This is a genomic window from Natronohydrobacter thiooxidans (genome assembly GCF_001884735.1).
In the GTDB taxonomy this organism is placed as follows: Bacteria; Pseudomonadota; Alphaproteobacteria; order Rhodobacterales; family Rhodobacteraceae; genus Roseinatronobacter; species Roseinatronobacter thiooxidans_A.
On record NZ_MJAP01000035.1, the window covers coordinates 1 to 25,202 of the forward strand.

Genomic DNA, 25,202 nt, shown 5'->3' on the forward strand with positions numbered 1-25,202 from the left:
AATATCGTCGCCCGGATAGTCATAAGAGGACAGCAGCTCGCGGATTTCCATCTCGACGAGTTCCAGCAGCTCCTCGTCATCGACCTGATCGACCTTGTTCATGTAGACGACCATATAGGGGATGCCCACCTGACGACCGAGCAGGATATGCTCGCGCGTCTGCGGCATGGGGCCGTCGGCGGCGTTCACCACCAGGATCGCGCCATCCATCTGCGCAGCACCGGTGATCATGTTCTTCACATAGTCCGCGTGGCCGGGGCAGTCGACATGCGCATAGTGACGGTTCTCGGTCTCGTATTCCACATGCGCGGTCGAAATGGTGATCCCGCGCGCTTTCTCTTCGGGTGCACCATCGATCTGGTCATAGGCGCGGAACTCACCGAAATACTTCGTGATCGCAGCCGTCAGCGTCGTCTTGCCATGGTCAACATGGCCGATCGTGCCGATGTTCACATGCGGTTTATTGCGTTCAAACTTTTGCTTTGCCATCTTGGCCTCTCCTCAAACTCTTGTGGTGTGGCGGGCGGTCGCCCGTCCTACGGGGGGTGGTAGGTGGGGGTAACCCCCACCACACCGATCAGGCGTATTTCTTCTGGATCTCGTCCGAGACGTTCTGCGGAACCGGCTCGTAATGGTCGAACTGCATCGTGAAGTTGGCACGTCCCGAGGACATGGAGCGCAACGTGTTGATATAGCCGAACATATTCGCCAACGGCACGAAAGCGTTGATCGCAATCGCGTTGCCGCGCTGATCCTGGCCAGTGACCTGGCCCCGACGCGAGGTCAGATCGCCGATGATCGAACCGGTATATTCTTCCGGCGAGACGACCTCGACTTTCATCATCGGCTCAAGCAGTTTCGCACCGGCCTTTTTCAGTCCCTCACGCATGCACATCCGCGATGCAATCTCGAAGGCGAGAACCGACGAGTCCACATCGTGATATTTGCCGTCCAGAAGTGCGACCTTGAAATCGATCACCGGGAAGCCAGCCAGCGGGCCGCTATCCATGACCGATTTGATGCCCTTCTCGACGCCAGGCACGTATTCCTTGGGAACCGTACCACCCACGATGCGGGATTCGAATGAATAGCCCTCGCCCGGCTCGGTCGGCGCGATTTCCAGCTTGACCTCTGCGAACTGACCGGACCCACCCGACTGTTTCTTGTGGGTATAGGTGTGCTCGATCTTGTGGCCGATGGTTTCGCGGTAAGCCACCTGCGGCGCACCGATATTCGCTTCCACCTTGAATTCGCGCTTCAGACGGTCGACCAGAATGTCGAGGTGCAATTCGCCCATGCCCTTCATGATGGTCTGACCCGATTCGAGGTCAGTCTCCACGCGGAAGGACGGGTCTTCTGCTGCCAGACGGGCCAGACCCTGGCTCATCTTTTCCTGGTCATTCTTGGTCTTCGGCTCGACGGCAATCTCGATCACCGGCTCGGGGAAGGTCATGGTTTCGAGAACCACAGGCTTCGCCGGATCGCAGAGCGTATCCCCGGTCGTGGTTTCCTTCAGACCAGCCAGCGCGATGATGTCCCCTGCAAAGGCTTCATCGATCTCTTCGCGGTTGTTCGAATGCATCATCATCATCCGGCCAACGCGCTCTTTCTTGCCCTTGGTCGAATTCATCATCGAATCGCCCTTCTTGAGCGCGCCCGAATAGATCCGCGTGAAGGTGAGCGAGCCGACGAAGGGGTCGTTCATGATCTTGAAGGCCAGTGCCGAAAACGGCTCTGCGTCATCCGCGTTGCGCGCGATGTTGCGGGTCTCAGTCTCGTCACCCGGCGCAAAACCCATATAGGCAGGCACATCAAGCGGACCGGGCAGGAAGTCGATCACCGCGTTCAGCAGCGGCTGGACGCCCTTGTTCTTGAAGGCCGAACCAGTGCAGACCGGCACGAAATCCAGAGCCAGCGTCCCCTTGCGGATCAGGCGACGCAGCGTGTCCGCATCGGGCTCGTTGCCTTCGAGATAGGCTTCCATGACGTCGTCATCCTGTTCGACGACAATCTCGATCATGTTCGAGCGCCATTCGTCGGCCAGGTCTTTCAGGTCATCACGGATCTCCTGACGGGTCCAGCTTGCGCCCAGATCCTCGCCTTTCCAGGTCCATTCTTCCATCGAGATCAGGTCGATGATGCCTTCGAGCTTGTCCTCGGCACCAATCGGCAGTTGCACGGGCAGCGGGGTCGCGCCGGTGCGGTCCTTGATCATCTTCACGCAGTTGAAGAAATCCGCGCCGATCTTGTCCATCTTGTTGACGAACACAATCCGCGGGACCTTGTAGCGGTCAGCCTGACGCCAGACGGTTTCCGTCTGCGGCTCGACACCGGCGTTTCCGTCCAGCAGACAAATCGCACCATCAAGCACGGCGAGCGAACGCTCGACTTCGATGGTGAAGTCAACGTGTCCCGGCGTGTCGATGATGTTGAAGCGGAACTTCTCGCTCAGCGGGGTCTGACCGTCGATGGTCTTTTCCCAGAAGGTGGTGGTTGCAGCCGAAGTGATCGTGATGCCACGCTCCTGCTCCTGCTCCATCCAGTCCATGGTGGCGGCACCATCATGAACTTCACCGATCTTGTGCGACTTGCCCGTGTAATACAGGATACGCTCGGTCGTCGTCGTCTTGCCGGCGTCGATATGCGCCATGATACCGAAATTCCGGTAGCGCGTGAGAGGGTATTCGCGTGCCATGATATTGATCCTCAGGCTTGCAGTGTTGCGTCTTACCAGCGGTAGTGGCTGAATGCCTTGTTGGCATCGGCCATCTTATGCGTGTCTTCCCGCTTCTTGACGGCAGAACCGCGCGAGTTGACCGCATCGACCAGCTCACCGGCCAGACGCTCTTCCATGGTGTTCTCGTTACGGGTGCGCGCAGCCTTGATCAGCCAGCGGATCGCCAGCGCCTCGCGGCGCGACGGGCGCACTTCGACCGGAACCTGATAGGTGGCACCACCGACGCGGCGCGAGCGCACTTCGACGGACGGTTTGATGTTGTCGAGCGCTTCATGGAACACTTCGATGGGCGCGCGCTTCAGCTTCGCCTCGACGCGATCCATCGCGTTATAGACGATCGATTCGGCGACCGACTTCTTGCCGTCGATCATCAGGTTGTTCATGAATTTCGACAGAACCTTGTCGCCGAATTTGGCGTCAGGCAGGATTTCGCGCTTTTCAGCAGCGTGACGACGAGACATTCAAGGCTCTCCTTACTTCGGACGCTTCGCGCCATATTTCGAGCGGCGCTGCTTACGGTCTTTGACGCCCTGGGTATCCAGAACACCACGCAGGATGTGGTAACGCACACCGGGAAGGTCTTTTACACGACCGCCGCGGATCAGCACGACCGAGTGCTCTTGCAGGTTGTGCTTTTCACCGGGGATGTAGCTGATGACCTCGTAGCCATTGGTCAGGCGCACCTTGGCGACTTTCCGCATGGCCGAGTTCGGCTTCTTCGGCGTTGTGGTATAGACGCGCGTGCAAACGCCGCGTTTCTGGGGGCACTGCTCCAGATGCTGCGACTTGGAGCGCTTGACTTTCGGCTGCCGCGGCTTGCGGATCAGCTGTTGGATCGTTGGCATTCCGGTTCTTCCCGTTTCAACCCGTTTTTCATGGCGCTTTCACGCCGCTCACTCGCGTGCGCCCGGTCCATCAGGGCAGAACGCACAAAACCGCTTGCGTCCCGATTGGGGGGCGCCGCGGTGGAATTCCAGAGGATCGGGGCTGACTGGCCCGGATCATGACCACTACAATTTTGATACCATGACATGTCGGACCAGTTGCCGGACTCGTCAGGTTGTGGCGCGTATAGGGGGAGTCGCGGGGGATGTCAACAGCAGCAGCGCGTCAGGGCGCGAGAGCCAGCAAGCTTGCCTGATCATGGCAGAAATGACGGCGCAGAACAGTGTCGATCTGCGCCGCATCATAGTCGATCCGCTTGCCGGAAACCAGCGCGCCAGAATCGTTGTCGCGGTGAACCGTGCGTATGAAACGCGGGGTCAGCGCCTCGGTATAGGTGTTCCAGCGCGTATGGACCTGGCGATGATCGGTCGAAAAGATTGTCGGGCGCGCGTCAACCTGCGCGAGCATACCCATTCCGATCCCCAGAGGCAGCTTTTCGATCACGCCATATAGCCGGTTTCCCTGCTCTGAGAGCTCAAGAAACAAACCGTTGTTGAAGCAGACCACTGCAGGCGCATCTGCAGGTCCGGCAGCGGCGACAGTGGGCGCGATGCGCTTTTGCGCCTCAACGACATCGCGGCCCAGCGCGTCGTCGTCATCGAGCCTGAGCGACAGGATATGCGTCGCCTCGGGGCGGGTGCAGGCCTGGAGTGCGTCTTTGGTCGATCTGTAATTGTTGTACGGCGGCAGCGCGACGATATGCGCATCACGCAACGGTGCGATCAACTGGGCCAGTCGGGAGCGCGCGCTGGCCGGGAAATCCGTGCCCACCAGCACCGCCAGCGTGAAATCCGGATCGGTCTGCCCAAGCAACGACGGCAGGGTCAGGGCCTCGAACAGCCGGAAGCGGCGTTCCAGCCGGTCGGGGGCGTAAAGTGTGGCGCGGGCAGCGTCCAGCCCGTCGCGCGAGAGACGAAAGCCCCCCTCCGCAACATAGGAAAACCGGATCACGATAATGACCTGCATCCGCATGAAGCCTACTCCTTCTCGGGCGAGATTGCCCGAGAGACCCAACAAAGAAAAGCCCCCGCAACTTGCGTTGCGGGGGCTTGTCGCGCGTGCAGCGCGGGCTTAGTCGTCCTTGCGGCCAAAGACCATATCGGCCTCGGACATCTCGGCAGGCTCGGGTGCGGCCAAGGCCGCCGCCGCTTCCGCCTCGGCACGGCGGGCTTCCAGAACCTTGCGGTCCCGTTCTGCCGCGATGCCGCGCACTTTCGCAACGACACCGCCCGTACCCGCCGGGATCAGGCGCCCCACGATCACGTTCTCTTTCAGGCCGACCAGATGATCGCGCTTGCCCTGAACCGAGGCTTCGGTCAGCACGCGGGTCGTTTCCTGGAAGGAGGCGGCCGAGATGAAGCTGCGCGTTTGCAGCGACGCCTTGGTGATCCCCAGAAGGATCGGCTCGCCTTTCGCAGGCTCCAACCCCTGAGCAAGTGCCTTTTCGTTCACCTCATCGAACTCGGCCTTGTCAACATGCTCGCCTTTCAGCAGCGTCGTTTCGCCACTGTCGAGGATCTCCCATTTCTGCAGCATCTGCCGCACGATCACCTCGATATGCTTGTCGTTGATCTTCACGCCCTGCAGGCGGTAGACGTCCTGCACTTCGTCAATCAGGTAATTGGCCAGCGCCTCGATCCCGAGGATGCGCAGGATATCATGGGGGGCGGGGTTGCCATCCATGATGTAATCGCCGCGCTGGACGAAATCGCCCTCCTGCACCGGGATATGCTTGCCCTTGGGCACCAGATATTCCGCCGGTTCCAGCGTCTCATCGACGGGTTGGATACGGATGCGGCGCTTGTTCTTGTAGTCCTTCTCGAAATGCACATAGCCATCGATTTCGCAGATGATGGCATGATCTTTCGGACGGCGCGCCTCGAACAATTCGGCCACACGCGGCAGACCCCCGGTGATGTCCTTGGTCTTGGCACCTTCGCGCGGAATACGCGCCACAACGTCACCGGCCACGATATCCTGCCCGTCCTCGACCGACAGAATGGCGTCGACCGACATCGGATAGGTGATCGGATTGCCCGCCTCGTTGCGCATCGGCTCACCGCTTTCGGCATCCATCAGGATCACTTCCGGCTTGAGATCGCCACCTTTCGGCACCGAGCGCCAGTCGGTCACGATCTTCTGCGTCATGCCGGTGGCCTCGTCGGTCTCATCACGGACCGAAAGGCCCGCAATCAGGTCAACGAAACGCGCGCGCCCCGTGGTCTCTGCGATGATCGGCAGGGTATAGGGATCCCATTCGAAAAGCTTCGCGCCACGTTCGATCTGCTCGCCATCCTTGACAAAGAGCTTCGCGCCATAGCCCGGCTTGAAGGTCGCGCGTTCGACATTGTTCTCGTCGATGATCGCAACCTGCATGGACCGGCCCGTGACGATCAGATCGCCCGCGGAATTGGTGATCGTCTGCGCATTGCGCAGCTCGATCCGGCCCGCCGCATTCGCTTCCTGGAAGGACTGGCTGCCACCCTGTGCGATACCCCCGATATGGAAGGTCCGCATGGTCAGCTGTGTGCCCGGCTCACCGATGGATTGCGCCGCGATGATCCCGACCGCCTCGCCCTTGTTGACCAGCGTGCCGCGCGCAAGGTCACGCCCGTAGCACTTGGCGCAGACGCCTTCTTCGGCCTCACAGGTCAAGGGCGAGCGGATCTTGACCGTCGCCACGCCCGCGCCTTCGATTGCATCCGCGTCACGCTCGCCGATCAGGGCATTGCGTGCCACCAGCAATTCGCCGGTCGCAGGGTCGGTCACATCCTCTGCCGCGACACGGCCGAGAACGCGCTCGGCGAGCGACGACACGACCTCGCCATCGTTCACCGCCGCCTGCGCGGTGATGAAGCGATCCGTGCCGCAATCATCCGAGCGCACGATGCAATCCTGTGCCACATCCACCAGACGCCGCGTCAGATAGCCCGAATTCGCAGTCTTGAGCGCGGTATCGGCCAGACCTTTGCGCGCACCATGGGTCGAGTTGAAGTATTCAAGAACGGTCAGACCTTCCTTGAAGTTCGAGATGATCGGCGTCTCGATGATCTCGCCCGAAGGCTTGGCCATCAGACCGCGCATCCCGCCCAGCTGCTTCATCTGTGCAGGCGAACCCCGCGCCCCGGAATGGGACATCATATAGACCGAGTTCGGCTCCAGTTCGCGGCCTTCCTCGTCGCGGCGCACCGCCGAGATCTCGCCCATCATGGCATTCGCCACAGCGTCCGAGCATTTCGACCAGGCATCCACAACCTTGTTGTATTTCTCGCCCTGGGTGATCAGCCCGTCCAGATACTGCTGCTCGAACTCCTTGACCTGATCACGCGTATCGCCCACCAGATCCCATTTGCTGTCGGGGATGAGCATGTCATCCTTGCCGAAGGAAATCCCGGCACGGAAGGCTTCGCGGAACCCGAGGCTCATGATCTGGTCACAGAAGATGACCGACTCTTTCTGACCGCAATAACGGTAAACATTGTCGATGACGTTCTGGACGTCCTTCTTGCGGAGCAGGCGGTTGACCAGCTCAAACGGCGCTTTCGCATTCATCGGCAGAAGCGCACCCAGCCGCAAGCGGCCCGGCGTGGTCTCATACCGACGCAGAACTTCGTTGCCGTCTTCGTCGATCTGCTTGATGCGGCACTGGATCTTCGCGTGCAGATGCACTTCGCCAGCAGCCAGCGCGTGTTCCACTTCCTCGATCGAGGAGAAGATCATGCCCTCGCCGGTCATGCCCTCGCGCATCATCGAGACATAGTAGAGCCCCAGAACCATGTCCTGCGACGGCACGATGATCGGCGCACCATTGGCGGGCGACAGCACGTTATTCGTGGACATCATCAAGACACGCGCTTCAAGCTGGGCTTCCAGCGAGAGCGGCACATGCACGGCCATCTGGTCGCCGTCAAAGTCGGCGTTGAAGGCCGAACAGACTAGCGGGTGAAGCTGGATCGCCTTGCCTTCGATCAGAATCGGCTCGAATGCCTGAATGCCCAGACGGTGCAGCGTGGGTGCCCGGTTCAGAAGAACCGGGTGCTCGCGGATCACCTCATCCAGAATATCCCAGACTTCGGGACGCTCTTTCTCGACCAGCTTCTTGGCCTGTTTCACCGTCGAGGACAGCCCTTTGGCCTCCAGCCGCGAATAGATGAAGGGCTTGAACAGCTCCAGCGCCATCTTCTTGGGCAACCCGCATTGATGCAGCTTCAGCTCGGGGCCGGTCACGATGACCGAACGGCCCGAGAAGTCCACGCGCTTGCCCAGAAGGTTCTGACGGAAGCGCCCCTGCTTGCCCTTGAGCATATCCGAGAGCGATTTCAGCGGGCGTTTGTTGTTGCCCGTGATCACCCGGCCGCGGCGGCCATTGTCAAAGAGCGCATCAACCGCTTCCTGCAGCATCCGCTTTTCGTTGCGCACGATGATATCGGGCGCACGCAATTCGATCAGGCGCTTGAGGCGGTTGTTGCGGTTGATGACGCGGCGGTAGAGATCGTTCAGGTCGGACGTCGCGAAACGGCCCCCGTCCAGCGGCACCAGCGGGCGCAGTTCCGGCGGGATCACCGGCAGCACGGTCAGCACCATCCATTCCGGGCGGTTGCCGGATTCGATGAAATGCTCGACCACTTTCAGCCGCTTGATGATCTTCTTGGGCTTCAATTCGCCCTTGGCCTCTTTCAGTTCTTCGCGCAGGCGCAGGGCTTCATCTTCCAGGTCGATATTCGCGAGCATTTCGCGGATCGCCTCGGCGCCGATATTGGCAGTGAAGGCATCGGCACCATACTGATCCTGCGCGTCAAGGAATTCTTCCTCGGTCATCAACTGGCCGTAGACCAGATCGGTCAGACCGGGTTCGATGACGACATAATTCTCGAAATAGAGGATGCGCTCCAGATCCCGCAGCGTCATGTCCAGCATCAGACCGATGCGCGAGGGCAGCGATTTCAGAAACCAGATATGGGCAACGGGCGCGGCCAGCTCGATATGGCCCATACGCTCGCGCCGGACTTTCTGCAGCGTGACTTCCACACCGCATTTTTCGCAGACAACGCCGCGATATTTCATGCGCTTGTACTTGCCACAAAGGCATTCGTAATCCTTGATCGGGCCAAAGATACGCGCGCAGAAGAGGCCGTCGCGCTCGGGCTTGAAGGTCCGGTAGTTGATCGTTTCGGGCTTCTTGATCTCGCCATAAGACCACGACAGGATACGCTCGGGCGATGCCAGCGAGACGCGGATCTGATCGAAGGTCTTGGGCTGGGCCAAGGGGTTGAACGGGTTGGTGGTCAGTTCCTGGTTCATCTGTCTATCCTTGAAAGGCTCGGGGGAAAGAAAGGCGTGGTGCGTGCGGAGCACGCACCGTACCGCCGCAGCGTAGGGTGCGTGATCTCACGCACCTTCAGCCCTCTTCCTCCGAATCCAGGAGTTCCATATTCAGGCCGAGGCCACGGACTTCCTTCACCAGCACGTTGAAGGATTCGGGCACACCGGCCTCGAAATTGTCCTCGCCCTTGACGATCGATTCATAGACCTTGGTCCGGCCTGCCACGTCATCCGACTTCACGGTCAGCATCTCCTGCAGCGTGTAGGCCGCGCCATAGGCTTCAAGCGCCCAGACCTCCATCTCACCCAGCCGCTGGCCACCGAACTGCGCCTTACCCCCCAGCGGCTGCTGGGTCACAAGGCTGTAGGGCCCGGTCGAGCGTGCGTGCAGCTTGTCATCGACCAGATGGTGCAGCTTGAGCATGTATTTCACACCCACGGTCACCGACCGCGCGAACTGCTCGCCCGTGCGCCCGTCGAACACCACGGACTGGCCCGAAGTGTCGAAGCCCGCGCGCGCAAGCGCGTCATTGACATCCGCTTCTTTCGCGCCGTCAAAGACCGGGGTGCCGATCGGCACGCCGCGCGTGACCGTCGAGGCGGCCTCGACCAGCGCGTCCTCCTCCATGCCGTCGAAGACGTCATTGTAGAAGTCATCGCCATAGCCGATGCGCATCGCCTCGCGCACCGGGGTCATGTCACCCGAGCGGCGATAGTCCTGCAGCGCCTCGTCGATCTTGACACCCAGGCCGCGCAAGGCCCAGCCCATATGAGTCTCCAGGATCTGACCGACATTCATCCGCGACGGCACGCCGAGGGGGTTCAGCACCAGATCGACCGTGGTCCCGTCCGCGAGGAAGGGCATGTCCTCTTGCGGCACGACTTTCGAGATCACACCCTTGTTGCCGTGACGACCGGCCATCTTGTCGCCCGCCTGAAGCTTGCGCTTCACGGCGACAAAGACCTTGACCATTTTCATCACGCCCGGCGGCAGATCGTCGCCACGACGGACTTTCTCGACCTTATCGTCGAAACGGGCCTGCAACTGGCGCTTCTGCTGGTCGAAAAGCGCATTCAGGGCTTCGACTTCCTGCGCTTCGGCCTCATCGGCCAGCGCAAGCTGCCACCACTGGCCGCGGCTCAGGCTTTCCAGAAGTTCCTCATTGATCTCGGAATTGGGTTTCACGCCCTTGGGGCCTTTCACCGCAACCTTGCCAAGGATCAACTGACGCAGGCGCCCGTAGATGTTGCGCTCCAGGATCTCCAGCTCGTCATCGCGGTCGCGCGACAGGCGGGCAATCTCTTCGCGCTCGATCTGCAGGGCGCGCTCGTCCTTGTCCACGCCGTGGCGGTTGAACACGCGCACTTCCACGATCGTGCCATAAGCCCCCGGCGGCAGGCGCAGCGAAGTGTCGCGCACATCGGATGCCTTTTCGCCAAAGATCGCGCGCAAGAGCTTTTCTTCCGGCGTCATCGGGCTTTCACCCTTGGGCGTGACCTTGCCCACCAGAATATCGCCCGCCTGCACTTCCGCGCCGACATAGACGATCCCTGCCTCATCCAGATTGCGCAGGGCTTCTTCGCCCACATTCGGGATATCGCGGGTGATCTCTTCCGGCCCGAGTTTGGTGTCGCGGGCCGCGACCTCATACTCGTCGATATGGATCGAGGTGAAGACGTCATCCTTGAGGATGCGCTCGGAGATCAGGATCGAGTCCTCGTAGTTGTAGCCATTCCACGGCATGAAGGCCACGACCACGTTCCGGCCGACGGCCAGTTCGCCCATATCGGTGCAGGGACCGTCTGCGACCACTTCACCGCGCGTCACCTGATCGCCCACTTTCACCAGCGGGCGCTGGTTGATGCAGGAGGACTGGTTCGAGCGCTTGAACTTGCGCAAGCGGTAGATGTCCACACCCGGCTCGCCCGGTTCCAGCATCTCGGTGGCGCGCACAACGATCCGCTGTGCATCGACCTGATCGATGACACCGGCACGCCGCGCCATGATGGCCGCGCCCGAGTCGCGGGCCACAACACCCTCGATCCCGGTGCCGACCAGCGGCGAATCCGCCTGCAACAACGGCACCGCCTGACGCATCATGTTCGAGCCCATCAGCGCGCGGTTGGCGTCGTCATTTTCCAGGAAGGGAATGAGCGAGGCCGCAACCGAAACCAGCTGCTTCGGCGACACGTCGATCAGATCGACCGAATCCGAGGGCGAGAGCATGAAATCGCCGCCCTTGCGGGTCGAGACCAGATCATTGACGAAGCGCATATCGCCATCAAGCTGCGCATTGGCCTGCGCGACCGTATGGCGCTGCTCTTCGGTGGCCGAGAGATAGACCACCTCATCCGTCACCTGCCCGTTCACGACCTTGCGGTACGGGGTCTCGATGAAGCCATATTTGTTCACGCGGGCAAAGGTGGCCAGCGAGTTGATCAGACCGATATTCTGACCTTCCGGCGTCTCGATCGGGCACATGCGACCGTAATGGGTCGGGTGCACGTCGCGCACCTCGAAGCCCGCGCGCTCGCGCGTCAGACCCCCCGGCCCAAGCGCGGACAGGCGCCGCTTGTGGGTGACTTCCGACAGCGGGTTGGTCTGGTCCATGAATTGCGACAGCTGCGAAGAGCCGAAGAATTCGCGCACCGCCGCCGCCGCCGGCTTGGCGTTGATCAGATCCTGCGGCATCACCGTGTCGATCTCGACCGAGGACATGCGCTCGCGGATCGCGCGCTCCATGCGCAGCAGGCCGACGCGATACTGGTTTTCCATCAATTCGCCGACCGAACGGACACGACGGTTGCCGAGGTGGTCGATATCATCGACCTCGCCCTTGCCATCGCGCAACTCCACCAGACCACGGACACAGGCCACGATATCTTCGGGGCGCAGCGTGCGCAGCGTGTCGGGCGCATCCAGTTGCAGGCGCATGTTCATCTTCACGCGACCCACAGCCGACAGGTCATAGCGCTCGGAATCGAAGAACAGCTGGTCAAACAGCGCCGAGGCGGTGTCGACCGTGGGCGGCTCGCCGGGACGCATGACGCGGTAGATATCCATCAACGCGCCGTCGCGGCTCCAGTTCTTGTCTGCCGCCATGGTGTTGCGGATATAGGGGCCGACATTCACACCATCGATATCGAGCACGTCGATCTGGGTGATATCATTGTCGAGAAGTGTCTTGAGTGTGCCGCCCTTGACCTCGCCATCCTTGTCCAGATCCCAGGTCAGCTCATCCCCGGCCTCGACATAGATCTCGCCGGTTTCCTCGTTGATGATATCATGCGCCACATAGCGCCCCACGATCCGGTCGAAGGGCAGCAGCAATTCCGTGACCTTGCCCTCGTCGATCAGCTTCTTGACCGCACGCGGAGTCATCTTGTCGCCGGCCTTGCAGATCACCTCGCCCGTGGCTGCGTCGACCAGATCGAAAGTCGGGCGCGTGCCGCGCACGCGCTCGGGGAAGAATTTCGTGACCCAGCCCTTGTTCTTCTTCAGGCTGTAGGTGACGCGATCATAATAGGCATCCATGATCTGGTTCTGATCCATGCCCAGCGCATAGAGAAGCGTCGTCACCGGCAGCTTGCGGCGACGGTCTATGCGCGCATAGACGATATCCTTGGCGTCAAATTCGAAATCCAGCCAGGAACCGCGATAGGGGATGATCCGGCACTGGAACAACAGCTTGCCCGAGCTGTGCGTCTTGCCTTGGTCATGGTCGAAGAACACGCCGGGGCTGCGGTGCATCTGGCTGACCACCACGCGCTCGGTGCCATTGACCACGAAAGTCCCGTTATGCGTCATGAGCGGCATGTCGCCCATGAAGACATCCTGTTCCTTGATGTCCTTCACCGATTTCGCACCGGTATCCTCATCGACATCGAACACGATCAGGCGCAGCGTCACTTTCAACGGTGCGGCATAGGTCATGTCGCGCTGCATGCACTCGTCGATATCGTATTTCGGCTTCTCCAGATCGTACTTCACGAATTCGAGAGTTGCCGTCTCGTTGAAGTCCCTGATCGGGAAAACCGACTGAAACACGCCCATGATGCCTTCGCCATCAAGCGGCTTTTCAGCATCGCCGGAGCGCAGGAACAGATCGTAGGAGGATTTCTGAATCTCGATCAGATTCGGCATCTCCAGCACTTCGCGGATCTTGCCGAACATCTTGCGGATACGTTTCTGGCCAACATAGGATGCCATGCGCGTCGTCACCTTTCCTGGTCTTCGCGGGCGGGCGGGCTGTCGGGCCTCAGCCGCCGGCCGCATGCGAAACGGGTGTGGGGCTCTATTCCTGCGCACCCTCCCACAGGTGCGCTCCCGAGCCGATCACTTTCCCTGGACAATGCTCTGACCAGATAACCCGGCCCAGAGCGCTGTCCAGAAACAGCGATAAACTGGGGCTGGCGTGACCAGCCCCAGTTTGCGATTCTGTCAGATCGAGATGCCGCGCATCCCGCCCGATTACTTGAGCTCGACCTTCGCGCCAGCTTCTTCGAGCTTTTTCTTGATCTCTTCTGCTTCCTCTTTCGGAGCAGCTTCCTTGACGGCCTTGCCACCAGCTTCGACCAGATCCTTGGCTTCTTTCAGGCCAAGACCGGTGATGCCACGGACTTCCTTGATGACCGCAATCTTGTTTGCGCCGGCATCCACGAGGATGACGTCAAACTCGGTCTTTTCTTCTGCAGCGGGGCCAGCATCAGCCGCCGGGCCAGCCACCATCACAGCGCCGCCAGCTGCGGGCTCGATGCCGTATTCGTCTTTCAGGATGGTTTTCAGTTCCTGAGCTTCGAGCAGCGTGAGGTTCACGATTTGCTCTGCAAGTGCTTTGAGATCAGCCATTGTTTCGTTCCATGTCTTTCAGGGTTTGAGTGTCCAACGCGAGCGCAACAGCGCCACGCGGGCCTAAGGTTGCTTATGCCGCTTCCCGCTCTTCGAGCGTTGTGAGGATCGAGGCAATATTCGAAGCAGGTGCGCCAATCGCGCCAGCGATGTTCGAGGCGGGTGCGCCAATGCACGACACGACCTGAGCAATGAGCTCTTCGCGCGACGGCATCTTTGCGACCGACGAAACACCGGCGGCATCGAGCGCCGTTTCACCCATCGCGCCACCAATGATCACCAGCTTCTGGTTTTCCTTGGCATAGGCATCGACCACTTTCGCCGCAGCGACTGGGTCTTCCGAATAGGCAAGAACGGTCATCCCGGTCAGAAGGCCCGAAATGCTTTCGCAGGGCTTTCCTTCAAGGGCGATCTTGGCGAGCCTGTTCTTGGCGACGCGTACAGCCCCACCCGCATCACGCATGCGTGCGCGCAGGACTTGCATCTCCGCAACCGTGAGGCCCGTGTATTGTGCAACCACAACCACGCCAGAGCTTTCGAAGATCTGGCCGAGCTCGTCGACCACTTTCTCTTTTTGGGCTCTATCCACAGGGTCTCTCCAGTTTATGGAGGGTTTCCCCTCCGGCTCGTTGCGTCAGGCAATCTGCCTGACATGAGGTCCGAACGGGCCTTCCCAATATCGCCCGAGGAAATCTCCCCAGACCTGTATTGTTCCACTCCCGTCTCAGGCAGGAATTATGATGGTCAGACCATCACCCACCGTCTCGGACGAATCATCAAGGCAAATGCGCAAGCGCCCATTGCCCTGACGAAGTGGCTCCCTAGACGATGTGGGCGGCAATGCCAAGGGCGAAAATGCCGCTTATGCGCAACAGCACCGTGATCGGGGGGCAAGCACCTTTGCGCATCGGCATCCGCTGGCACCGCTTTTCGGTGATACGTCGTATTACTGCGTGCCCTGAAGCTGGGCGCGGTAGTATTCGGCTTCGGCGCGGGCCTCGCGCAATCCATCCATCGCGGCAGCAAGTTCGGCTTCGGACTGCGCCAGCCGAGTGGTCAGATCACGTTCGCGATTTTCCACATAGTCGATCGCCTGATCGCGGATCAGTTCCGCCTCGTGCAGCGCCTGCGCCATGCGGTCCAGCTCGCCCAGATCCTGCTGGCGAACCCGCGTGAAACGATGCACCAGCCAGTTCGCGGCCCATCCCAGACCGAAGGTCACGAACAGAATGATTGCCGTCACGGTCACAAATTCAATGCGGTCCATCTATCCCCCATTCGACTGGCGCCTTGTGACAGCGCTGTTCGTTTTTCATTGTTGCGGTCGCTCGACCGGGCGCGTTGTGTCTCCGGCGCCTTCCGTCACCACGATCTCCAGATCGGATTCGTCCATTGGCTCTGCCTCGGCGGCCTGCGCGGCAGCATCCGCTGGCGCATCGCCCTCGCGCTCTGCCGCTGCCGCCTCGGCCGAAGCGCCGGTCAGTTTGAACTCGATGCGCCGGTTGGCTTCACGACCGGAAGCTGTGGAATTATCGGCAATCGGAAATTCCGGGCCGTAACCCTTGGTCGTGAAATCCGACACCAGCGCACCGCGTGCCAGAAGCGCCGCCTTCACGGCATCCGCGCGCTGCTGGCTCAGGCGCATATTGGTCTCAAGCCGACCCTGGCTGTCGGTATGCCCGCCGATTTCCATCTCAAGGCGGCCACAATCGCGCAGGATCTCGGCGATCTTGTCCAGCACCCGCGCGGCATCCGAGACAATCGAGGCCGAGCCGGGATCGAATGTGATCTGCTGGTCGGTCAGGGTTTCGTCGATCCAGACTTCGCAGCGCGCAGGCGTCGGCTGCATCGCAATTGGATCGAAACGCTCGTCATAGCGGATATTGAGCGAGAACACCGCCCCCTGCCCCAGCTTGTCGGCCAGCACGCGCGAAAGCTCATCCGAAACCGCGGTATTGCCGGAAACCCCGGTCACGTCGAAACGATCCGGCCGCACGCGCACCATGCCGAATTCCAGTTGCGACAGCGCATCCACGGCAAGAAGCGCGCGCACGGGCCAGCCTTCGGGCAGGTCCGGGTCCACCCGCGCGGACATCTGCACGGATTGAAGGCCGTATTCAGCGCGGGCCAGAGATTGCACGGCATCGCGTAGTCTTTCGTCGGTCAACCGGCCACGAAGTATGACTGCCCCTTCCTGCGACCGGCTGGCGACGAATTCCAGCGCATCTTCGCTGCGGGCCAGATCATCGTCAGTCGGGGGCAACCGGGTCGCATTCAGGGAAAACGCTTCCGGAAGACGGTTTTCCAGCTCGCCCGCGACCTGATCGAAACTCTCGGCAGATACGGAATTGGGCACAACCAGAGACACATCGGTATCCGCAAGCGTCACGCTGCCCGCGCCCAGCCGTGACACGGCGCGGATCGCCTCGACGGCCCCCGCCTGCCAGCGCGGTGTTGGCGTGCCAAGACCGATCACGCAGGAGAGCACCCCGGTCGCCCCGGCCCCGCGCGCGGCGTTGAGGATCGCGTTGCGCGCCTCGGTCGTATCTGCGGAACAGGCATCAAACCGGGCGCCCTCTTCATCGATGACGAAACGCAGCGTGAAGGGCGTGATGACCGGGCGAGGTGCGGAGATATTGACACTGGCAATCAATCCGCGCGGGCGTTCGCGGGTCAGCTTGTCGCGCATCTCGTTGCGCTGTCTTTCGCTTTCCGCCAGACCGACAACCGCGACCTGATCAGCCCCGATGGAAACCTTGCTGCTCGGGATCATGGCCAGCGCGTTCAGCCCATAGGAAACGGCCTGCTCCCAGCCAAAAGGCACGGGATGGCTAGCGGTTTCCAGCATGTTCACCACAGAGATTTCAGGATCAATTGCTTCTATCCGACTTACAACCGAGGACAGGTCATAGGCAGCCGGAATCAGTCCGATCAACTGCACTTCCAGCCCGTTGCGTAGAATCTCGATGGAGAAACGGGGCGCGGAAATCTCCATCGACGGCGCGACCGTGATCTCGTCGATCACACGTTCCGCCGGGATGACGGAGGACACGGCACTCAGCGCGCGGAACCGCGTCGCCTCGTTCGCCGCCTCGCCGCGCAAGGTCAGCAGCAAGCCATCGCTGGACACCTCGGCCCAGTCCAGCCCCTGTTCCGCCAGGACCGCAGAGGTATCGCGCTCCAGCACATGTTCGATCCAGCGCACAGCCGCAGACGCCGCGAATACCGCCAAAAGCGCGGCCAACGCAAAGGCAAGCGCCATGAGCATTGTCGCCTTATGCGCAGAGCCAAGGCGACTTGCATCAGAGCGCAATCGCTGCGCCAGAATAGCTAATTTTTCCTTCATGCGGCGTCCCCTAGCGCCTGAGCGCGACAGGTGCAATCAGACGAAAACCGTGATGGCAAGAAACAGCGCAGCCAACAAGCCCGCATCCCTGTTAGAGCGGAACAAGCGCAAGCACATCTGCGTGTCATTGATGTCAAGCCTGCCCAACTGCCAGTTCATATGCCAGCCAAGCGCCCATGCGCCTGCCAGACCCAGCGACATTTTTAGCGGGTCCGCAAGCGGTGCCAGCGCATAGATCACTGCCAGAGACATCAGGACCACCGTCGCCACCAGAAAGGCGCGCAGCCAGGTTTCGGTCTTGTCGCCGAACAGGCGCGCGGTGGATTTCACGCCGATAAGCTCATCATCCTCGCGATCCTGATGGGCATAGATCGTGTCATAGAACAGCGTCCAGCAGATGCCCGCAAGATACAGGAAGAAGGCCGGCAATCCGATGGAGCCGGTCTGCGCAGTCCAGGCCAGAAGCGCACCCCAGTTGAACGCCAGCCCCAGAAAGACCTGAGGCCACCAGGTGAAGCGCTTGGCGAAGGGATAGATCGCGACCAGTCCCAGCGACATCAGCCCAAGCCCGATGGCCGTCCAGTTGAAGGTAAAGAGGATCAGTGCCGCGATCGCGGCCTGCGCGCCCATCCAGATTGCCGCTTCGCGCACCGTCACCTGACCGGAGGGGATGGGCCGCGACCGGGTGCGCGCCACCTTGTCGTCAATGTCGCGATCAGTAATGTCGTTCCATGTACATCCCGCCCCGCGCATCAGAAATGCGCCGATTGCGCAGCCGATGAAAATCCAGAAGGTCAGCCAGCCAGCCGCCTCCGGCCTGGCGGCCGCGCCCAGAAACAGACCCCACCAGCAAGGCAGCAGCAGGAGCCATGTCCCGATCGGGCGATCTGCGCGCGACAGCCGCAGATAGGGTTTCAGGTCATCCGGGGCGTACTCGTCCACCCAGTTGGACGCAGGCGCATCGCTCACGCCACCCTTTTGCGCTGCACCCTCTGGCCTTTGCTCGGTCTCGGTCATACTCTCGGTCCCATGGACAGTGACAGCCTTCGCGCGAAAATTCGCCTCTATGTAGATCAGCCTTTGGGTCAGGGGCAACCCGTTGCCCTGTCACAGCCACAGGCGCATTATCTGGCCAATGTCCTGCGCAAGGGGCCGGGCACGCCGCTTGCGCTGTTCAACAGCCGCGATGGTGAATGGCGGGCCGAGCTTGCAGAGATCGGCAAACGCGGCGCGGTAGCGCTATGTCAGGCATTGGCCGCGCCCCAGCATATGCCCCCCGATCTATGGCTGATCTTCGCGCCGATCAAGAAGGCGCGCACGGATTTCATTGTCGAGAAAGCCACCGAGCTGGGGGCCGCACGCATCTTGCCGGTCCAGACCGAGTTCACCAATTCCGAACGCATCCGGCAGGACCGGCTGCAGGCCCATGCCATCGAGGCCGCAGAGCAATGCGGCGGAACCTTTGTCCCGGAGGTCGCCGGGTTGCAGCCGCTTGCGCGCCTGCTGGAGCATTGGCCGGAAGGGCGCGCGCTGATCTTTGCCGACGAATCGCTTGTCGATCAGTCCCGTGCGGCAGTTCTGCCCAGCGCCCCCGCCGCCATCCTGATCGGCCCCGAAGGCGGCTTTTCCGAGGCCGAGCGCAAGCGGTTGCGCGCGATGGCACATATCCACCCTCTGGCGCTCGGGCCGCGCATCCTGCGGGCGGATACAGCCGCTGTTGCGGCCCTGACGCTCTGGCAATCGCAACGAGGCGACTGGGGATGATCGGCCTGATCCGCCGCGCAACCACTGAACGCAAGTCCGTCGCTGCCTTCCGGCGCGCCGTGCTCGACGGTTTCGGCAGCGACGCCCCGCAGAAGCTGCGGCTCATCAAGGATGGTCCGCTCGCGCGGGTTGCTTCCGGGAACTGGCGCGGGCGCGAGGTGATCGTGAAACAGTTCCACAGCCGCGATCCCGAAACCGATATGGCCGCGATGGTTGCGGAACATGACCGGCTTCACCAGCTTTTCCCCCATGGCCCGCTGCGCGCAGGCCTGATGCTGGCCCATGCTGCCCCGCAGGCCATCGCAATTCTGGAGAAAGGCTGCGGAACGCGGCTGGATCATGTGCTCGACCATGCAGATGACAGCACGCGCACGAGACTTGTCGAGCAGTCCGGCGCATGGCTCGCGCGCGCCCTCGGGGAAGGTCGGGAGCGCGGCGCACTGCACTCACGCTTCTGGCGCGACCAACTCGCGAATGAGGTCCGCGAACTCCGCGCGGCCTCTGAGCTCACAGCACTGGTGACCCGCGCATTGGGGCATTGGAATGCGCTTGGCATGTCCCTGAACAAGGGTCCGGTGCCGCGTGGCCCGATCCACGCAGATTTCGCGCCACATAACATCCTTGTCGATCAGGCGCGTGGAGAGATCTGGGCATTCGACATTCAACGCATGACCCCTATGCCGCTGGGGCTGGATTTTGCACGGCTGCTTGTGGCTCTGTCGGTTCAGGCACAGCGGCAATTCCCGGAAACACCACTGGCATATGGCGTCCTCGCCGCAGATCGCGCGGCCCTTCTATCGGTTCCGGGGCTGGAGCATGACGCGACGGAGCTTCCTTTTCTGGATTTTTTCATCGGACATCGGCTCGTCAAGGCGCTGATTGACAAGCCTGACCACCCGAACACCCCGATCCTGCAACGCTCGCTGATCAACTGGCTGGATACACCGCGATGCCTCTGATCCGTCCCGAGATTGCCGCGACACTCAGACGCTGGTCCGAAGTCCTCATCGGGCTGGGTGTCGCGGGCTTCGGTCTCTGGGCGCTGCAGGCGCGCGGTGCGTTCTTTCAGGGGCTGGCCGGACTGGTCATTCTTGCCGGTCTTGCGCTTGCCGTGATCGGCTGGCGCCGGATGCGCTTTCATCGCGAGGGCACAGCCCCCGGTGTCGTGCAGGTCATTGAGGGGCAGGTCAGCTATTATGGCCCGACGGATGGCGGATTCATCGCGCTGGGTGATCTGGTCGAGCTGCATCTGGTGGACAGGGGCGCAAGCTGGCTGCTGATCGCACAGGACGGCACAAGGCTGGAAATCCCTGTTGCGGCGGCGGGTTCTGATGCGCTCTTCGACGCCTTCACCCACCTGCCGGATCTGCGGATGCAGGCGCTTCTGGACGCGCTGGACGCGCCGGATCCGCCGCCAGCCCGCGCTATCTGGTTGCACCCCGCGCGGCGCGCAAAACATTTGCACCTGCGCTGAGCCTTGACAGGGCTCGCCGCAGACGACAAATCTCGCGCAACTGAAGAACGGAAGAGATCGGAACGCAGATGTCCATACCCCAATCCGGCGGCGGGCCGATCGAGCATGTATCGCAACTGGCCGAATATCTGGCCGCAGGCTGCAAACCGAAAGATCAGTGGCGCATCGGCACCGAGCACGAGAAATTCGGCTATTGCCGCGACACGCTCGATCCCCTCCCCTATGACGGTCCGCGCTCGATCAAGGCCATGCTCGAAGGGCTGCGCGACCGGTTCGGCTGGACCCCCGTTCTGGAAGGCGCGCATATCATCGGGCTGGAAAAGGACGGCGCGAATGTCAGCCTTGAACCCGGCGGGCAGCTGGAACTGTCGGGCGCACCGCTGGAGACGATCCACCAGACCTGCGACGAAGTAAACCAGCACCTGCGCGAAGTGCGCGAAGTTGCTGATGCGATTGGCGTGGGCTTTATCGGGCTCGGGGCCGCGCCGATCTGGACGCATGACCAGATGCCGGTGATGCCGAAAGGGCGCTACCGGCTGATGACGGATTACATGGACCGCGTCGGCACCATGGGCAAGACGATGATGTATCGCACCTGCACGGTGCAGGTGAACCTCGATTTCGCCTCCGAGGCCGATATGGTGCAAAAGCTGCGCGTGGCGCTGGCGCTGCAGCCGGTCGCCACAGCGCTTTTCGCCAATTCGCCTTTTCTTGAGGGCAAGCCGAATGGTCACAAAAGCTGGCGCGCGCGCGTCTGGCGCGATCTCGACCCCGCGCGCACTGGCATGCTGCCTTTCGTCTTCGAAGACGGGTTCGGATTTGAGCAGTGGGTCGATTACGCGCTCGATGTGCCGATGTATTTCGTCTATCGCGACGGCCAGTATATCGATGCGCTGGGCCAGAGTTTCCGCGATTTTCTGCGCGGGGAACTGCCCGCCCTGCCCGGCGAGATGCCGTCGCTTTCGGACTGGGCGGACCATCTGACGACCATCTTCCCCGAAGCGCGCGTCAAGAAATTCATTGAGATGCGCGGCGCGGATGGCGGGCCGTGGCGCAGATTATGTGCGCTGCCTGCCTTCTGGGTCGGGCTGACCTATGACCAGAGCGCGCTTGATGCTGCCTGGGATCTGGCGAAAGGTCTGGATGCGCAAACCCGCGACGGGCTGCGTGTTGCAGCCTCGGTCGAGGGGCTACGGGGCGAGGCGGGCGGCGTCCGGCTGCAGGATCTGGCCCGAGAGGCGGTCGCGATTGCCGAGGCCGGACTGAAAGCGCGTGCCCGCCCCGGTGCGGGCGGTATGTTGCCCGATGAAACACATTTCCTGAATGCTCTGAAAGAGAGCGTCGAGACCGGGCAAACGCCTGCCGACGAGTTGCTGGCGCGCTATCACGGCGACTGGCAAGGCGATCTGACCCGTATCTATGGCGACTACAGTTACTGATCCGGCCTGCTGGCATGGCTTGACGCCCAACGGGATGCAGGGCAATCACCCTGCATGACAGATTCAGGAAATATGGACAGGCCAGAGCCGGTAAGCTGGAAGCACTGGCTGGAAGATCGCGTGACTGCGGTGCTTCTCGGGTTTGGTCGGCTGCTGCCCTATCCTGCGCGCATTGCCACCATCGGCTGGATTGGGGCGCATGTCATCGGTCCGCTTGCCGGGTTACGGACACGCATTCGGGCCAATCTCGCGCTGGTCGCACCTGACCTATCGCCCGCAGAGGTAGAACACCTGTGCCGTGCCGTGCCCGGCAATATGGCACGCGCCATCGCCGAGACCTTTTCGGGCGATGCTTTCATCACCCGTGTCAGACATAGCCCGATCGAGGGCGCGGGCTGGCAAGCCTTGCAGGACGCGCGCGACACGGGCCAGCCTGTGGTGCTGGTGACCGCGCATTTCGGCAACTATGACGCTGCCCGCGTGGTGCTGCGCGAGGCCGGTTGCAAGATCGCGGGCATCTACATGCCCATGGCCAACAAGGCATTCAACACCCGCTATGTTGCCGCCATGGAGCATATCGCCGCCCCGGTCTTTCCGCGCGACCGGGCGGGACTGGCGGGGTTGCTTAAACATCTCCGTCAAGGGGGCATGATCGGGCTGGTCGCTGATCATTACATCACGCATGGCGAATTGATCGACTTCATGGGCGAGCCCGCCCGCACTGCACTTTCTTCCGCCGAAATCGCGCTCAAACATGACGCGCTGCTGGTCCCGGTCTATGCGATCCGCCAGCCCGACGGGCTGAGCTTTCGCATCAGGGTCGAGGCACCCATACCCCATACAGACCCGCTGACCATGACCAAGGCCCTGAATGCCTCGGTCGAGGCGCTGGTACGGGCGCATATGGATCAATGGATGTGGACCCATAAACGCTGGAAGCGCAATCAGCCGCGCTGATCCTCGTCCACGGGTTTCGGCTTGTCATCATAGCGCGGATCCAGAATGCGCTGGCTGTCGCCCTCAGGATCATCATACTGGCCCTTGCGCAGGCTCCACAGGAAAGCCACCAGGCCGAGCAAACCCAGAAAAAGCGACGCCGGTATGAGCAGGGCCAGAACTTCCATGATATTCCCTATTTCAGCCGCAACGCATTCAGTGTGACCGTGATCGAGGAGATCGACATCACGAAGGCCGCCCAGAGCGGGGTGGCCAGGCCAAAGAGCGCGATCGGCACGAAGATGATGTTGTAGATCCCCGATTGCCACAGATTTTCGCGAATGCGCTGCATCGCGGTTTTCGACAGGCTGACCGCATCCGCCACCGGCGCAAGATCACGGCTCAGAAGCACCATGTCGGAGGCCGCACGCGCCGCGTCCAGCGCGGATGCTGGCGAAATCGAGACATGTGCTGTCGAAAGCGCCGCCGTGTCATTCAGCCCGTCACCCACCATCAGCACCTTGTGGCCTTCGGCATGAAGCGCCTCGATCTTCGCGGCCTTGTCCGCAGGCAGGGCTTCGGCTTGCCATTGTGCGATCCCCAGACGCTGCGCCAGATCGCGCACCACTTCAGGCACATCGCCGGACATCAGCCAGACCTCCTTGCCCTGCGCCTGCAAGCTGCGCACCACGGTCTGCGCGCCGGGGCGCAATTGATCGGCAAAGCTGAAACAGCGGGTCTCTGCACCAATCGAGAGATAGGCCGCCGTCACGGCCCCCGCTTTCGCGCCAACCCAATCGGCACGACCCAAACGCACGCGCTGGCCCTGCCACTGGCCCTCGACCCCATAACCCGGCACCTCTGTCAGTTCGGCAATCTTTGCGGGGGGCAAGCCGCGTTCGCGAATGGCACGCGCAAGCGCCTGTGCCAGCGGATGGCTGGACGCCTCGGCCAGACCAAGGGCGACACGCAAATCACCTGTGGCATGCGCGTCCAGATTGGTCGGCTCTGGCGTGCCCATGGTCAGCGTTCCGGTCTTGTCGAACACGACCGTATCCACTTCGGCCAGACGCTCCAGCGCCGTGCCGTCCTTGATCAGAAGCCCCTTGCGGAACAGCTTGCCGCTGGAGGCTGTCACAACTGCAGGCACGGCGAGGCCCAGCGCACAGGGGCAGGTAATGATCAGCGAGGCCACGGCGATATTCAGCGACAGCCGCAAATCGCCCCCAGAGAGCCAGAACCACACGAAGAACGCCCCGAGCGACAGGATCGGAATGGTCGGCGCATAGGCGCTTGCGGCTTTTTCGGCAATCGTGGTGTAGCGCATCCGCGCGGATTCAGCATTGGCGACAAGATCGGCCATGCGGTGCAGAGAACTGTCCTTACCCGCTGCCGTCACGCGCACTTGCAGGGGCCCGGTCAGATTGACCTCGCCCGCGCTGACCAGCGTAGCGGGACCGGCAAAAACCGGTAATGTCTCGCCTGTCAGCAGCGCGCGGTCCAGTTCGGATTGCCCCTCGGTCACGACCCCATCGACGGGCACGCGCCCGCCGGGACGCACCAGCACGATATCCCCCACGGCCAGATCGGCCACTGGGACCACACTTTCGACGCCCGCCCGCAGCCGTGTCGCGCGCGGCACCTCCAGCGCGGCCAGTTCCTGCGCTGCAGAGCGCGCGATGGCGCGGGCGCGAAATTCCAGATAGCGCCCGACCAGCAGGAAGAAAATCAGCATCACGACCGCCTCAAAGTAGGCGTGTTCGCCGGATTGCAGCGTCTCATAGGTCGAGATGAACACCGTGAGCAGGATCGCAAAGGAAATCGGCCCGTCCATGTCCATCCGGCGCGCGCGCAGGGCTTTCCACGCATTGCGGAAGAAGGGGCGGCCTGCGAAAGCCACGGTCGGCACAGCGATCAGGCCGGAAATCAGATGGAAGAGATCGCGCGTCGCGCCTTCGGCCCCGGACCAGACCGCAACGGACAGAAGCATGATGTTCATCATGGCAAAGCCCGATACGCCCACCATCATCAGCAGTTCGCGCCCCTGACGTTCGGTTTCGGTCATCGAGAGCGTGCCGACATCCAGCTCATGCGCCTCATAGCCCAGCCGGTCCAGCCGCGCGATCACATCGCTGGCCTCGACCCCGGCCTTCGCATCCACGCTCAGCCGCCTCAAGGTCAGATTGAGCCGGGCGGAATTGACGCCCGGCATCTTTGCCAGATCGCGCTCGATGGTCGAGATACAGGCCGCGCAATGCACGGCCGGGACCGATACGAGGATTTTTGCATCCGGCACTGCAGCACGCCCCGCCAGCGCTTCGGCGGCGGGGGCAGCATCGCAGGCCGGACAGGCCGAGGGACGGATCGTGATCGTGCTCATGGCACCCCTG

General features: G+C 61.7%; 19 protein-coding genes. 5 read left to right on the forward strand and 14 right to left on the reverse strand.

Annotation, left to right across the window (positions count from 1 at the left end; genetic code table 11):
- The 12 genes from BG457_RS18325 to ubiA form a co-directional block, all read right to left on the reverse strand.
- On the reverse strand, positions 1–489 hold a 489-nt coding region (locus BG457_RS18325), incomplete at its 3' end, for a GTP-binding protein (RefSeq protein WP_139257687.1).
- Positions 490–577: 88 nt separating this feature from the next.
- Complete coding sequence (gene fusA / locus BG457_RS18330; protein ID WP_071799310.1) at positions 578–2,695, reverse strand: elongation factor G; 2,118 nt, start codon at positions 2,693–2,695, stop codon at positions 578–580.
- A 32-nt stretch (positions 2,696–2,727) separates the two neighbouring features.
- Positions 2,728–3,198, reverse strand: coding sequence for a 30S ribosomal protein S7 (gene rpsG, locus BG457_RS18335; RefSeq protein WP_071799311.1), 471 nt, complete (start codon positions 3,196–3,198; stop codon positions 2,728–2,730).
- Between the two features lie 12 nt (positions 3,199–3,210).
- Positions 3,211–3,582, reverse strand: a complete 372-nt coding sequence (gene rpsL / locus BG457_RS18340) for a 30S ribosomal protein S12 (protein ID WP_071479239.1) — start codon at positions 3,580–3,582, stop codon at positions 3,211–3,213.
- A 265-nt stretch (positions 3,583–3,847) separates the two neighbouring features.
- A complete protein-coding gene (locus BG457_RS18345; RefSeq protein ID WP_071799312.1) occupies positions 3,848–4,654 on the reverse strand; it encodes a glycosyltransferase in 807 nt (268 codons plus the stop codon).
- A 99-nt stretch (positions 4,655–4,753) separates the two neighbouring features.
- Positions 4,754–8,983, reverse strand: a complete 4,230-nt coding sequence (gene rpoC, locus BG457_RS18350) for a DNA-directed RNA polymerase subunit beta' (RefSeq protein ID WP_071799313.1) — start codon at positions 8,981–8,983, stop codon at positions 4,754–4,756.
- Positions 8,984–9,080: 97 nt separating this feature from the next.
- Complete coding sequence (gene rpoB, locus BG457_RS18355; protein WP_071799314.1) at positions 9,081–13,214, reverse strand: DNA-directed RNA polymerase subunit beta; 4,134 nt, start codon at positions 13,212–13,214, stop codon at positions 9,081–9,083.
- A gap of 261 nt (positions 13,215–13,475) precedes the next feature.
- The gene (gene rplL / locus BG457_RS18360) at positions 13,476–13,853 is read right to left on the reverse strand and encodes a 50S ribosomal protein L7/L12 (RefSeq protein WP_071799315.1); all 378 of its coding nucleotides are present in this window, start codon (positions 13,851–13,853) and stop codon (positions 13,476–13,478) included.
- Positions 13,854–13,926: 73 nt separating this feature from the next.
- Positions 13,927–14,442, reverse strand: a complete 516-nt coding sequence (gene rplJ / locus BG457_RS18365) for a 50S ribosomal protein L10 (protein WP_071799316.1) — start codon at positions 14,440–14,442, stop codon at positions 13,927–13,929.
- A gap of 357 nt (positions 14,443–14,799) precedes the next feature.
- Positions 14,800–15,120 carry a hypothetical protein gene (locus BG457_RS18370; RefSeq protein WP_071799317.1) on the reverse strand — a complete coding sequence of 107 codons (321 nt, stop codon included), beginning with the start codon at positions 15,118–15,120 and terminating at the stop codon, positions 14,800–14,802.
- 45 nt (positions 15,121–15,165) lie between these two features.
- Positions 15,166–17,199: an OmpA family protein gene (locus BG457_RS18375; protein ID WP_084657731.1), complete on the reverse strand. Its 2,034-nt coding sequence runs from the start codon at positions 17,197–17,199 to the stop codon at positions 15,166–15,168.
- 36 nt (positions 17,200–17,235) lie between these two features.
- A complete protein-coding gene (gene ubiA / locus BG457_RS18380) occupies positions 17,236–18,216 on the reverse strand; it encodes a 4-hydroxybenzoate octaprenyltransferase (RefSeq protein WP_071799319.1) in 981 nt (326 codons plus the stop codon).
- A 12-nt stretch (positions 18,217–18,228) separates the two neighbouring features.
- On the opposite strand from ubiA, the gene BG457_RS18385 reads away from it, so the two are divergent.
- From BG457_RS18385 to BG457_RS18405, 5 genes are all read left to right on the forward strand, one after another.
- Positions 18,229–18,963: a 16S rRNA (uracil(1498)-N(3))-methyltransferase gene (locus BG457_RS18385; protein ID WP_071799320.1), complete on the forward strand. Its 735-nt coding sequence runs from the start codon at positions 18,229–18,231 to the stop codon at positions 18,961–18,963.
- Complete coding sequence (locus BG457_RS18390; RefSeq protein WP_071799321.1) at positions 18,960–19,922, forward strand: phosphotransferase; 963 nt, start codon at positions 18,960–18,962, stop codon at positions 19,920–19,922. Before BG457_RS18385 ends, BG457_RS18390 begins: the two co-directional genes overlap by 4 nt.
- Positions 19,913–20,437, forward strand: coding sequence for a hypothetical protein (locus BG457_RS18395; RefSeq protein WP_071799322.1), 525 nt, complete (start codon positions 19,913–19,915; stop codon positions 20,435–20,437). Before BG457_RS18390 ends, BG457_RS18395 begins: the two co-directional genes overlap by 10 nt.
- A 68-nt stretch (positions 20,438–20,505) precedes the next feature.
- Entirely contained in the window at positions 20,506–21,876 is a 1,371-nt protein-coding gene (locus BG457_RS18400; RefSeq protein WP_071799323.1) for a glutamate--cysteine ligase, read from the forward strand.
- Between the two features lie 54 nt (positions 21,877–21,930).
- Positions 21,931–22,833, forward strand: coding sequence for a lysophospholipid acyltransferase family protein (locus tag BG457_RS18405; RefSeq protein ID WP_084657732.1), 903 nt, complete (start codon positions 21,931–21,933; stop codon positions 22,831–22,833).
- Here BG457_RS18405 and ccoS read toward each other — a convergent pair.
- Positions 22,821–23,000, reverse strand: a complete 180-nt coding sequence (ccoS, locus tag BG457_RS18410) for a cbb3-type cytochrome oxidase assembly protein CcoS (protein ID WP_071799325.1) — start codon at positions 22,998–23,000, stop codon at positions 22,821–22,823. The genes BG457_RS18405 and ccoS overlap by 13 nt on opposite strands.
- 8 nt (positions 23,001–23,008) lie before the next feature.
- Positions 23,009–25,192 (reverse strand): heavy metal translocating P-type ATPase, encoded by a 2,184-nt coding sequence (locus BG457_RS18415; RefSeq protein WP_071799326.1) that lies wholly within the window; start codon positions 25,190–25,192, stop codon positions 23,009–23,011.
- Between the last annotated feature and the right edge of the window lie 10 nt (positions 25,193–25,202).